The organism is Pantoea sp. XAF26B01_ASV70, assembly GCF_054512635.1.
The window spans coordinates 2543088-2554879 of the sequence record NZ_CM137251.1; the positions used below are offsets into that span (position 1 = coordinate 2543088).

General features: G+C 53.7%; 11 protein-coding genes and 1 pseudogene. 6 read left to right on the forward strand and 6 right to left on the reverse strand.

Translation table 11 applies throughout. From position 1 onward, the window contains the following. Positions 1–22: 22 nt before the first annotated feature. Complete coding sequence (locus ACX8ZY_RS11870; RefSeq protein WP_033757353.1) at positions 23–283, forward strand: type II toxin-antitoxin system RelE family toxin; 261 nt, start codon at positions 23–25, stop codon at positions 281–283. A gap of 72 nt (positions 284–355) precedes the next feature. Beyond that, positions 356–721 (forward strand): helix-turn-helix domain-containing protein, encoded by a 366-nt coding sequence (locus tag ACX8ZY_RS11875; protein WP_010246157.1) that lies wholly within the window; start codon positions 356–358, stop codon positions 719–721. 122 nt (positions 722–843) lie between these two features. On the opposite strand, the gene ACX8ZY_RS11880 is transcribed toward ACX8ZY_RS11875, so the two are convergent. The 5 genes and pseudogenes from ACX8ZY_RS11880 to ghrA form a co-directional block, all read right to left on the reverse strand. Continuing rightward, positions 844–1410 carry a TorD/DmsD family molecular chaperone gene (locus tag ACX8ZY_RS11880; RefSeq protein ID WP_033779385.1) on the reverse strand — a complete coding sequence of 189 codons (567 nt, stop codon included), beginning with the start codon at positions 1408–1410 and terminating at the stop codon, positions 844–846. A 27-nt stretch (positions 1411–1437) separates the two neighbouring features. Continuing rightward, positions 1438–1632: pseudogene (locus ACX8ZY_RS11885) on the reverse strand (phosphatase); the annotation flags it as partial. 465 nt (positions 1633–2097) lie between these two features. Beyond that, entirely contained in the window at positions 2098–2793 is a 696-nt protein-coding gene (locus tag ACX8ZY_RS11890) for a hypothetical protein (RefSeq protein WP_064691199.1), read from the reverse strand. A 604-nt stretch (positions 2794–3397) separates the two neighbouring features. Beyond that, the gene (locus tag ACX8ZY_RS11895; protein ID WP_187511883.1) at positions 3398–4135 is read right to left on the reverse strand and encodes a phosphatase; all 738 of its coding nucleotides are present in this window, start codon (positions 4133–4135) and stop codon (positions 3398–3400) included. A 39-nt stretch (positions 4136–4174) separates the two neighbouring features. Beyond that, entirely contained in the window at positions 4175–5116 is a 942-nt protein-coding gene (gene ghrA / locus ACX8ZY_RS11900; protein ID WP_421665007.1) for a glyoxylate/hydroxypyruvate reductase GhrA, read from the reverse strand. Between the two features lie 210 nt (positions 5117–5326). Between ghrA and treA the strand changes: the two genes are divergently transcribed. Together treA and ACX8ZY_RS11910 are read left to right on the forward strand one after the other, a co-directional pair. Beyond that, positions 5327–7012 carry an alpha,alpha-trehalase TreA gene (treA, locus tag ACX8ZY_RS11905; protein WP_421665008.1) on the forward strand — a complete coding sequence of 562 codons (1686 nt, stop codon included), beginning with the start codon at positions 5327–5329 and terminating at the stop codon, positions 7010–7012. Between the two features lie 190 nt (positions 7013–7202). Beyond that, on the forward strand, positions 7203–9302 hold the full coding sequence (locus ACX8ZY_RS11910; RefSeq protein WP_459259959.1) for a TonB-dependent siderophore receptor: 2100 nt from the start codon (positions 7203–7205) through the stop codon (positions 9300–9302). 67 nt (positions 9303–9369) lie between these two features. Here the strand turns inward: ACX8ZY_RS11910 and ACX8ZY_RS11915 are convergent, their stop codons facing one another. Further along, positions 9370–9618, reverse strand: a complete 249-nt coding sequence (locus tag ACX8ZY_RS11915; RefSeq protein ID WP_031375306.1) for a GlsB/YeaQ/YmgE family stress response membrane protein — start codon at positions 9616–9618, stop codon at positions 9370–9372. 212 nt (positions 9619–9830) lie between these two features. Here ACX8ZY_RS11915 and ACX8ZY_RS11920 point away from each other — a divergent pair, with 212 nt between their 5' ends. Next, complete coding sequence (locus tag ACX8ZY_RS11920; RefSeq protein WP_143790609.1) at positions 9831–10565, forward strand: flagellar brake protein; 735 nt, start codon at positions 9831–9833, stop codon at positions 10563–10565. A 96-nt stretch (positions 10566–10661) separates the two neighbouring features. Continuing rightward, a complete protein-coding gene (locus ACX8ZY_RS11925; RefSeq protein ID WP_193585498.1) occupies positions 10662–11792 on the forward strand; it encodes a mechanosensitive ion channel family protein in 1131 nt (376 codons plus the stop codon).

The window sequence follows — 11792 nt, forward strand, 5'->3', positions numbered from 1 at the left end:
GTTCATTGAAACGGGGTGCAGAATGGTCAGGGTAGACTGGTCCAGGCGGGCATTGAAGCACCTTATGAAGATCGACAAACGTTACCAGAAAATCATTTACCAGAAGGTGGGTGAGTTAGTCAGTTTCCCGGTCGTCACACTGGACATTAAAAAAATGCAGGGCAGCGATAACCACTATCGGCTGCGGGTTGGCAACTACCGGGTCCTTTTTACGTTAACCGGTGGCGAACCGGTGATTCTGGAAATTACAGAGGTAGCAAGAAGAACATCCGTCACTTACTAAAGCTTTTTGGATACCGGCATAGCCTTACGCACTCACGACCTCTGCTGCGACACACAATTACCCGGATAAACTATGTCAAAACAGTACATCTATGATGAAGCAGGCAAACCCCAGTTTGTGGTCTTGCCGGTGGCGGAATATGAAAGGCTGCTCTCGGCCAGCGATGGCGAATGGGAGACTATTCCTGTGGAGGCTGACGAGCACGACGATGAGACGATCCCGCACGACGTTGCAGGGATCATGATTGAGCAGGAAGTGAGTCTTCAGGCGGCCTGGCGCATCTGGCGGGGGCTTAGCCAGCATGATGTGGCTCAGCAGTTGGGGACCACGCAAAGTGCGATCTCTCAACTGGAGCGTATTGAAAGTAAGCCGCAGAAAAAGACGCGTGAACGTCTCGCAAAACTGTATGGCTGCCGACCCGGGCAGTTAATCCTGTAAGCCGATTGAGAGGGTTCAGGTGCCCGAAAAAAAGCACGCCGTATCCAGAGAATCCCCCCAGAACCCATTGAGAAAGATGATTCAGCACTGTGCGCCGGGTACGCACCCGGCGACGTGGTGAATCAGGCGTCAGGCGTCTCTTCCCTGCTATCCAGCAGTTCGTTGTACATCGCCTGGATCGCTTCGCGGCTCAGCATGGCAAGAGTACGATAAAAGGCCGTGGTCGCGTGCGCTTCCACTTTACCCAGGAAAGCACCGCACCACGGCAGCAGATACTCTTCAAACAGCGCCATCTGCGCCGCGCTCTCATCTTCCGCTGACTGATCTTCCAGCCATGACGCAGCCAGCATCAGCACACCAAAATGATCAGCAGGCGCATCGCTCAGCGGCATTCCGCGTGACGTTAAAAACGCACGCACTTCTGGCTCCGTTTTGCCTTCCGGCCACTGTGAGGCGTACGGCGGCACGTTGCAATCGCTGCCAACAAACAGCGCGTTGTAATCGGCGGCCAGCGCCTGGGGATCGCTGTTCTGTTGCAGACGGGTCAGCAGCTCATCCTGCTCCAGCGGCCACTGCGACTGCAGTTTGCCTTCACGCAGCAGCGTAAACAGCGGCACCAGCAGCGGGTCCTGCGGCTGACGATTAAACAGTGAGCCGATCACGCGGCACAGAATGGAAAACTCATTCATGAGTCAGATTTCCTTGAGGCAAGTAAATTAAAAGTCAGCCAGTTCAGCAATATGTTTGCCGCTGCGCAGCTCCAGAAAGTCGAGCAGGCGACGCGGCGTGACATTTAACACCCGATCCTCAGGAAAATCCACCTCGCGGGCGATGCGCAGGCAATGTTCAAAATTTCCGAGCGTAAACGCCGTATGGGAATCGGAGCCAAATGCCAGCCGTCCACCGGCATCGGCGGTCTTAACAACGGCGATGACCGGGACTCTGAGTAATCCACCCTTACACCTGGCTATCTCAGCCAGAAAGTGAGTTCATACTTCAGAAAAAATCTTAAAGCAACTGGTTAATTTTGCATAGAAAACTTCAGAATACATCATCCAGCAACTTCTGATTCTGATGAACTATTAGCCAGGCGGAATGAAGATATGCAATAACAGGCTAATCAAACTCGTAAATTTTCATAAAAAAATAGAATAAAATAAAAAGCACTTTTCATACGGGGGCTTACCTCCACTAGTAATAGCGAAAATATTTTCCACAAAAATAAATAATTAAAAGGATCCATAGAAAAGCGAACAGCAGACCATATGTAGGAAAAACGCTTACAAAAAAAATGGCCCCGACCAGACCGGCCGCTGGTGGTATAAGTCCAAAGAAGGATTGACTTACCCAGGCATATAGCCAGCGAAGGATCGCCTTCATTTTATTAAAATCTTGTTTAGTAGATTTAAAATCTGCTCTTCGCTAGTGGAACCTGAATTTTTCAAATAGATTATTTTAGACATTTCCGGCTCAATCAAATAATAGAACATTTCTAAATTAGCATTATATAAGTCGAAGTAATACTCCGCATCATCGAAGCGTAATTTTCTTGCTGCTTTTGTGGCAATCTCAAACTTACCATAAAATTTAAAAGCGGTTACGGCATACGAACTTGTAGCATTAATTACATTAATATGTGACTGTTTGAAATCCCGGGATTGTGTAATAACGAGCGCGATTAACTGTGCTATAGCAAGTTTAGAGAATTTACCAGAAGCATAATCAGACGCTTTTTCAGCTAACAGTCTCTGTATGTTCTGGATGCCTGTATCACCAATACGGCTCAGTTTTTTTCTGAAGTATATTTCTACCATCTCTAAAACCACGTCCTGCCGGGTAAACAGCATTCTGAGTTGCTTCAGGTATCGCAAATCTTCCTGCTTAAGTTGATTACAAACATCCTTGTAGTCATCAAAAAAGCATGAACCATAGCCGCTTGCACGTTGAGCGCCAGACACAATCCCCCTTCCTGTATCAAGCATTGTTTGATGTAACTCAGCAAGTGCCTTCTCAAAGTTAAGCGCAATGGTTCGCTCTGCCTGAAGTTTAATCTTAAGATAAGACATGCTCATACTCATCCCTTTGTGTAGAATTCCTTATGCAACGATTGTATACTGAAGTGAAAGGTATGCAAAGAGAATGGCTTATGAAAAGGATCAAGTGGCTGGCTTTATACACCGTATTTACTCTATTTTATCTTATAGTGATCCCGGAAATCATCTTCAGAACCCTTTCGGAAGATGCTTACATGAAGCTCGGTGAAATCGTAAATCCATTTCAAATTTTCCCTTCAACAGCGAATGCATTATTCATAGCAATAATAATTTCAGCTTTGCTATTAGCATGGTTAACTATTAAATTAGTAAAGCGCGTTACCAGGCGTGGTAATTCTACGCTTTGATCTAACGCGATCAATAAAGAGCAGAGTAGAACTTAAAGTTTACGCCATTACCCGCCCGGACGAACCGCCCCGTTGACATTGCTAACCCGAACGATTGAGACCATTTTTCAGTTATTAAGTGCTCTCTCAGCTTTAAGCTTCAGGTCTTGCCACACGCCCTTTCCGGGCTGATAAGAGAACACGTTACGGTAAAATACTCGCCTCAGTCATTATATCCCCGCAGATAAAAGCGGGGATTTTCATCATGGTGAGCGTGTTGCTTACCTGGCATGGCGCTAAAAGTCAGCCAGTTCAGCAATATATTTGCCGCTGCGCAGCTCCAGAAAGTCGAGCAGGCGACGCGGCGTGACATTTAACACCCGATCCTCAGGAAATTCCACCTCGCGGGCGATGCGCAGGCAATGTTCAAAATTTCCGAGCGTAAACGCCGTATGGGAATCGGAGCCAAATGCCAGCCGTCCACCGGCATCGCGCACCGCGGCAGCGATAGCCCGGCAGTTCGGTTCACTGCCCGGACGCGAATGGGTAAAGGAGGAGTTGTTCAGCTCCAGCGCCACATCGTAGTGCGCGGCTGCCTCGGCGATAGCCGGGATATCGACCGGGAATTTCGGGTTGCCTGGATGACTGATGATATGGACCAGCCCGCCCGCCATCGCAGCGATCATCGCATCCGTGTGATGTTTCCGGTCGCGCGGCGCATAAACCGGCTCGTGAAAACCGGCGACGATCAAATCCAGCGCATCGAGCATCGGGCCGGAACAGTCGATTTCGCCCTGCTGATTTTTAATATTGGCTTCGATACCGCGCAGAATACCCACGCCATCGATCACGCGCGGCCAGACGCGCATATTAATGAAGTGCCAGTAGTGCGGCGCGTCGGCCATGTCGGGGCCGTGATCGGTAATAGCAAACAGTTTCATGCCGGTTTGCTTCGCCTGAGTCACGTAGTCGTGCAGCGTGCTGTAAGCATGGGTGCTGGCGATGGTATGCATATGCAGATCTACCGGATACATCCTCTTCTCCTGCTGATTGCCCCTGACGGGGCCGGTTCATTAATAGCCGCGCTGACGATCCACCCTGCCCTGCGGCGGCTCGCCTGCCTGGTCCTGGGTGATGGCGCGAGCGATGTAGTCGATAGCTTCGTCGATCAAGGTTACCGCCGCATTATGGGGCGTGATCGTGACGCGCGGATGTGACCAGAGCGGATGCGCTTCGGGCAGCGGTTCAACCTGAAAGACATCCAGCGCCGCCGCTTTCAGCTGCCCGCTATTGAGCGCGGCCAGCAGATCTTCTTCCACCACCTGCGCGCCACGCGCGATGTTGAGGAAGAAAGCGCCGTGCGGCAGCTGCTGTAAAAAGTGATGGTCGATAAGATTAATGGTTTCTTGCGTGCTCGGCAGCAGGTTGATCACCACCCGCGTCTCCTGCAGAAAGGCAGGCAATACATCGCGACCGGCAAAGCTGGTCACGCCATCGATCGCTTTGGGCGAGCGGCTCCAGACGCGTAACGGGAATCCCCAGGGTTTAAAGCTTTCCGCCACGCTCTGCCCCAGCACGCCCGCCCCCAGGATGCCGATAGTAAAGTTTTCACGCGTGTAAGCGGGCAGTGGCTGCCAGCACTGTTGCTGCTGCTGGAGACGGTAGTCGTCAAAACGACGGAACCAGCTCAGTACGCTGTGAACCGCATACTCCTGCATCTGCCGCGCCATGCCGGTATCTTCCAGCCGGTACAGTGGCACGCTGTCGGGCAGCATCTCAGGGTTCTGCTGCAGCTGTTTCAGAATCTCGTCCACGCCTGCCCCCAGCGCAAAGACGCCGCGCAGGGTGGCGCGTCCCTGCAGCATTTCTGTGGGGGGCGAACGGACCAGCGCGTAATCAGCCGGACCCTTATCGCCTGGCTGCCAGGCACGCACCCGCGCCTGGGGCAGCCGCTGTTGTAAACCGTTAATCCAGGCCGCTGCAGACTGCGACGGGTGATACCAGATGATCTCCATCCTGCTCTCCTTTTTTTCTTTCAGCGTCAGGGAAAAGTAGGGTGAGAGCAAGAAAAAACCAGCGTAATAAAGCGGTTTTTTCCATAAAAATAATTCCCGTGGCTTCACATTTCCGGCTCGCTTCAGGGTGAAGTGGTCAGATAAGGTCTAAAGTTGGTCCTGTGGTCAATGCGTTACGCGCGGCCGCGTTTCGGACAAGGAGAAAAACCGATGACAAAAATTGAGGTAAACGCCGCTCCACGGCGTCAGCGTTATGCGCCCTTTCTGCTCACGTTGCTGCTGAGCGTACCCGCCTTCACTGCCCAGGCCGACGACAACATTCGCATGCTGAATAATCAGCCGCAGCCGCCTGACGTTCGTTTAGGACCGCTGTTTAATGCCGTGCAACAGGCGAAGTTCTATCCCGATCAAAAGACCTTTGCGGATGCGGTGCCGAAATTCGATCCCGCCTCAATTCTTGCCGACTGGCAGATGCAGAAGAAACAGCGCAATTTCGATCTTAAGCGTTTTGTGGATGCCAACTTTACCCTGCCCGCGGCCGGTGACAAATATGTGCCGCCAGCCGGACAAAACCTGCGTGACCACATTGATGGCCTGTGGCCGGTGCTGACGCGCACCACCAGCAGCGCCGGTCAGTATGACTCGCTGCTGCCGTTGCCCAAACCCTATGTGGTGCCAGGCGGGCGCTTCCGCGAAGTCTATTACTGGGACAGCTACTTCACCATGCTGGGGCTGGCCGAGAGCGGGCACTGGGATAAAGTGCAGGATATGGTGGATAACTTCGCCTCGCTGCTCGACCGCTATGGCCACATTCCCAACGGCAACCGCAGCTACTATCTGAGCCGGTCACAGCCGCCGTTCTTCAGCCTGATGGTCGATCTGCTGGCGACGCACGATAACGGCAAAGCCTATACCCGTTATCTGCCGCAGCTGCAGAAAGAGTATGACTACTGGATGGCAGACAGCGATAAAGTCGCGGCGGGCGCAGCCAGCAAGCGCGTGATTAAGCTGGCGGACGGCAGCCTGCTCAACCGCTACTGGGATGCGCGCGACGTGCCACGTACAGAATCCTGGATGGATGACATTGCCACCGCGCAGAAAGCGCCGCAGCGCAATAAAGCCGAACTCTACCGTGAGCTGCGTTCCGGTGCGGCGTCGGGCTGGGATTTCAGTTCGCGCTGGTTTACCGATGCGCATAACCTGTCGACAATTCGTACCACGCAGCTGGCCCCGGTTGACCTCAACAGCCTGCTGTTCCATCTGGAGCAGACCCTGTCGAAAGGCTATCAGATGAACAAGCAGAGCGATCTGGCGAAGCAGTTTGCCGATCGCGCGGAGAAGCGCCAGGCGGCAATCAACCGTTATCTGTGGGACAGCAAACAGAACTGGTACGCCGATTATGACTGGCAGAAAAAGCAGGTCCATCCTCAGCTGACTGCTGCCGCGCTGTTCCCGCTCTATCTGCAGGTCGCCAGCGATAAGCAGGCTGAAAGCACCGCCAGCGCAGTGGAAAAACAGCTGCTGAAACCTGGTGGTCTGGTGACCACCACCGTGAACAACGGTCAGCAGTGGGATGCACCCAATGGCTGGGCACCGCTGCAGTGGGTTGCTGTGGAAGGTCTGGAGCATTACAACCAGCCAAAACTGGCGAAAGAGGTGGGATTACGCTTCCTGCAAAACGTTCAGAACACCTATGACCGTGAGCATAAGCTGGTGGAGAAATATGTCGTTGATGGCAAAAATCTCGGCGGCGGCGGTGGCGGTGAATATCCGCTGCAGGATGGCTTCGGCTGGACCAACGGCGTCACGCTGAAACTGCTGGATAAGTACTGCCCGAAAGATAAAACCTGTAACAGCGCCCACGATATTCCGCAGGCGTCTGCCTCACAACCTTAATCCACTCTGGATACCTCTGGCCTTGCCGGGGTATCCCCACTTCATTTCCGCGAATTTTACTTGACCTTCTTTCATCAACAGGCAAAATTGCAGCCAATTTACAAAAGGTAATAATTCTCATTATGATAATGAGATTGCCTATCAAAGCTTTTATTCACCTGCCTGAACCTTTGCCAAGAAAGGAATTTTGATGAAACTGTCATTGTCGCTGAAAGGTTATGTTCCCCTATGCACCCTGGCGCTGACCGCGCCTGCTCTGAGTTATGCTGCCGATATGGTGGTAACCGCGCAACCGCAGGAAGATTCGACCTCGCCGACCCAGGGCTATCTGGCGACGACCAGCCAGGGCGCAACCAAAAGCGATCGTCCGCTCATCACCACGCCGCAATCGATTTCCGTGGTCACCCGTCAGCAGATGCAGGATCAGGGCGCGCTGACCCTGAATCAGGCGCTGGGCTATAGTTCTGGCGTCTTCACCAACTTCGGCGGCGCCGCGACCCGTTACGACACCATTGCCCTGCGTGGCTTCCATGGCGGCGATGTCGATAACACCTTCCTCGACGGCATGCGGCTGATGAGCGACGGCGGCAGTTTCAACGGCCTGCAGGTGGATAACGCCTTCCTTGAGCGCATCGACGTGATCAAAGGCCCCTCTTCTGCGCTCTATGGTCAGACGGTGCCGGGCGGACTGGTGAACATGGTGACCAAGCGTCCTCAGTTCAGCGAAGAGGGTCACATCCAGTTGCAGGCGGGCAGCAACGCCACCACCGGCACGATGTTTGACTACACCAATGCCATCAACGATCAGTGGGCGTTTCGCCTGACCGGCGTGACCCGCAACAGCGATACCCAGTACGATCACACCCGCGAAGAGAAATATGCGCTGATGCCGCAGCTGATGTGGCAGCCGGATGAAGATACGCATCTGATCCTGAAAGCCTATCTGCAGAAGGATCCGTCGGGCGGCTATCACGGTTCGGTACCGGGTGACGGCAGCCTCACCGAACACAACGGCTACAAGCTGAGCAACGGCTTTTATGAGGGCAACAGCGATCTCGATCAGTTCAAGCGTCGCGAGCAGATCTACAGCTTCGATTTCGCCCATCGCTTTAACGACGTCTGGTCATTCTCCTCGACCGGCAGCTACAGCCACTCGAATGTCGATCTCGATCAGGTCTATCAGATTGGCTGGGACAGCGTGAATCCCGATCTGCTGAACCGATATTACTCTGGCGAGCGCTCGTCGCTCTCGGCCTGGTCCACCGATAACCGCTTACAGGCGGAGTTCGATACCGGCGAGCTGGAGCACCGCGTCACCCTGGGTGCTGAGTATCATCGTTATAAAAATGAGATCACTGCCGCTGGCGGCTCGGCCAACCAGCTTAATGCACGGACTGGTGAACAGGTTGGCGACATGCCTGATTACACCTGGGCCGATAAAACCCGTCGCTACTATCAGACCGGCCTCTATCTGCAGGATGAGATGAAGCTGGATCGCTGGCATCTGGATCTCTCCGGTCGTTATGACCGCATTGTCGCCAATAACAGCGGCAGCGACCGCCGTCAGGATGATCACATCAGCGGCCGCGCAGCACTGCTCTATGCCTTCGACAACGGTATCTCGCCTTACGTCAGCTGGAGCCAGGCGATTACTCCGACCGCGCTCACCGATCCCAACAACAACCTGCTGAAGCCGACTACCGCCGAGCAGTATGAAGCCGGGGTGAAATATCAGCCGGTCGGCACCCGCGATCTCTATAGCGTGGCGGTCTATGACCTGACGCAGAAAGATGTGGCGAACCGCGACGTGCTGACGGCGACTTATACGCCATCGGGCAAAGTGCATTCACAGGGCATCGAGCTGGAAGCGCATAATCAGTTAACCCCGCGTCTGAGCACCGTGGCGAGCTATACGCTGAATCATCTGCGCTTTAAAGAGTCGGTAGACGGCAACGACAGACATACGCCATATGTCACACCCAACAGCATGGCTGCACTCTGGGGTCACTATCAGTTTGATTACGGTCTGAGTGCGGGTGCGGGCGTGCGTTACATCGGCAAACAGTGGGCGGACAATGAAAACACCACGCGTGTGCCGTCTGTTACGCTGTTTGATGCGTCAGTGCGGGCCGATCTCGGCGTCTGGAACAGCAGCCTGAAAGGTGCCTGGGTGCAGGTCAATGCCAATAACCTGACCGATCGTACCTATGTAGCGGGCTGTTACGGCACGGGCTATTGCTACTGGGGCGCAGAGCGCAGTGTAATGGCGACAGTCGGTTACGACTTCTGATAGCAAAATAAGAGATAAAAAAAGGGGACGAATCGCTTCGTCCCCTTTTTCGTTTAAACCTTTACGGTCAACTGCGTACTTTGCGGTAGATAAACAGCACCACGATGGCACCGATAACAGCGACCACAAAACTGCCGAAGTTAAACCCATCGACGCGGCCGAAGCCAAACAGCGTACTGATCCAGCCACCCACTACTGCACCGATAATACCCAGAACGATAGTCAGAATGAAACCGCCACCGTCTTTACCCGGCATAATCCACTTCGCCAGAATACCTGCGATTAAGCCAAAGACGATCCAGGAAATAATACCCATCTGTTACTCCTTCCTTTTTATGATTAAATCGTGAACGCCTGATTAATCAAGCGGTTTACCGCGATAAGTATAACCCGCTTTTCAAAAAATGCCTGCCTGCTCACAGTTATTATTGATGAATGGCATGCTAAAGCTTTTTTTTGCGGCGCCGATAACCGAGACGAGGCAAAAAAAACAGCATCAATAAAGTAACCCCCCTTGTGGAGCAGGACGTGAAAGAAGCCGACCAGGAACAATATCTAAAACGTGGTACGCTGGCGGTTCTTGGCGTTATGAAAGATCTGCTGCGATTGCAGACGCCATTACTGGTGCGCTTTCCGCGTGGGCAGTTTATCAGCCGGATGCTGGCTGCCGATGAAGATCGCCTGCTGTTTGACCTCGGCAGTAATAATCTGGATAACGATTATGCCCTGACCAGCGACGATCTCAGTATCACTGCGGAAACCTACGGCGCTAAGGTGGAGTTCAGCCTCGCCGCGCTGGAAATCGTGGAGTTTGAAGGGTTACCCGCTTTCAGCGCGCCGCTGCCAGACCTGCTGTGGCAGATCCAGCGACGTGAGTTTTTCCGGGTCTGCGCCCCGCTTGAGCCGCAGTTCTGGTGCTATACCGTGTGGCCCGATGGCAGGAAAACGCGCCTGCGTCTGCAGGATCTGTCGCTGGGCGGTATCGGCGTGCTGGTGGATGAAGCGCTGCCGGACGGGTTGCAGGATGGTGACAGCTTCAACCCGTTCCGGGTCGAGCTGGGCGAGTATGGCCATTTTGACGTACCGGTAAAGCTGCTGAGCATTGGCGAGCGTAGCGTGGTAACCGGCAAAAATGAAACCCGCATCACACCGCGACTGAGCTTTCGTTTTGCCACGCTGAACCCGGCGCAGGAGCGGCAGCTTCAGCAGATTATTTTTGCCCTTGAGCGCCTGGCTCGCGATAAATCGACCCGATTCCAGTAACCGCTTTACGGATGCGCCACACAGGTGGGCCGCATCCAGGCTATGCTTCTTGCTTGTTTTCTTTTAAACCGGAACCCAGCAAGGAGACCCTCCCCAATGGAAAACTGGCTCTCTTCACGTCGTTTTCACTCCCTCTTTTTTAATCAGGAACTCTGGCTAAACAGCGCCATCGTGGTGGTATCCACGCTGGTGATTTACTGGATATTACGTACCCTGATTCGCTTTATCTCCAACCGGATTGCCCTTTACAGCGAACATCGGCATGTTCGCGCCACCGCGATTCTGGTGGAGATATTGCGCAGTACCAGCCAGACCCTGCTGCTGATCTTTTCGCTGCTGATTGCCCTGAAGTTTGTCGATCTGCCCGCGTCGTGGAGTGTCACCATCGCGCACGGCTGGTTCCTGGCGCTGATTGTGCAGCTCGCTCTGTGGCTCGACTGTGGCATCCGGCTATGGCTGAAAAGTCTGCTGCGTGACCCGCTGCACGTGCGCAACCCGGTCACTACGGTGATCCTGGGGATTCTGCTGCGGGTGGTGGTCTGGATCATGATGTTCCTGGCCATTCTGTCGAACATGGGCATCAACATTACCGCACTGGTCGCCAGTCTCGGGGTCGGGGGTATCGCGATTGCGCTGGCGATTCAGACCGTACTGAGCGATGTATTTGCTTCACTGGCGATAGGCTTTGATAAGCCGTTTGAGCATGGCGATTTTATTGTCTTTGGTGACATTGCCGGTTCCATCGAGCATATCGGCCTGAAAACCACCCGACTGCGCAGCCTGAGTGGCGAGCAGATTGTCTGCTCAAATACCATTCTGTTGCAGCAGACGATCCACAACTATAAGCGCATGCAGCAGCGCCGCATCGTCTTTAAGTTTGGTATCAGCTATGCCACGCCGTCAGAGCAGGTCCGGGAGATCAGCCCGCTGGTGAAAGAGATTATCCAGGGCGTTGAGACCACCCGTTTTGACCGCGCCCACTTTCTGGCCTTTGAGGACTCAAAACTGACCTTTGAAGTGGTCTATTTTGTGCTGGATGCGGATTACAACAAGTACATGGATATTCAGCAGGAGATTAACCTGCAGCTGATGGCGGCACTGGAAGAGCGGAATATCCGCTTCGCCTTCCCGATTCGTCAGGTGGAGTTCAGCGGCGGCAATCTGCCGCCGGTGGATCTGGTTGCGGTGCAGAATGACGATGACGATGTGCGCAGAATGGCGCGCTAA

What these genes read in the sequence shown, in the direction of transcription:
- ACX8ZY_RS11875 (WP_010246157.1), top strand. Translation starts at nt 356, where the DNA reads ATGTCAAAACAGTACATCTATGATGAAGCAGGCAAACCCCAGTTTGTG.
- ACX8ZY_RS11915 (WP_031375306.1), bottom strand. Translation starts at nt 9,618, where the DNA reads ATGGGTATTATTTCCTGGATCGTCTTTGGCTTAATCGCAGGTATTCTG.
- ACX8ZY_RS11890 (WP_064691199.1), bottom strand. Translation starts at nt 2,793, where the DNA reads ATGAGCATGTCTTATCTTAAGATTAAACTTCAGGCAGAGCGAACCATT.
- ACX8ZY_RS11870 (WP_033757353.1), top strand. Translation starts at nt 23, where the DNA reads ATGGTCAGGGTAGACTGGTCCAGGCGGGCATTGAAGCACCTTATGAAG.
- treA (WP_421665008.1), top strand. Translation starts at nt 5,327, where the DNA reads ATGACAAAAATTGAGGTAAACGCCGCTCCACGGCGTCAGCGTTATGCG.
- ACX8ZY_RS11925 (WP_193585498.1), top strand. Translation starts at nt 10,662, where the DNA reads ATGGAAAACTGGCTCTCTTCACGTCGTTTTCACTCCCTCTTTTTTAAT.
- ACX8ZY_RS11880 (WP_033779385.1), bottom strand. Translation starts at nt 1,410, where the DNA reads ATGAATGAGTTTTCCATTCTGTGCCGCGTGATCGGCTCACTGTTTAAT.
- ACX8ZY_RS11910 (WP_459259959.1), top strand. Translation starts at nt 7,203, where the DNA reads ATGAAACTGTCATTGTCGCTGAAAGGTTATGTTCCCCTATGCACCCTG.
- ghrA (WP_421665007.1), bottom strand. Translation starts at nt 5,116, where the DNA reads ATGGAGATCATCTGGTATCACCCGTCGCAGTCTGCAGCGGCCTGGATT.
- ACX8ZY_RS11895 (WP_187511883.1), bottom strand. Translation starts at nt 4,135, where the DNA reads ATGTATCCGGTAGATCTGCATATGCATACCATCGCCAGCACCCATGCT.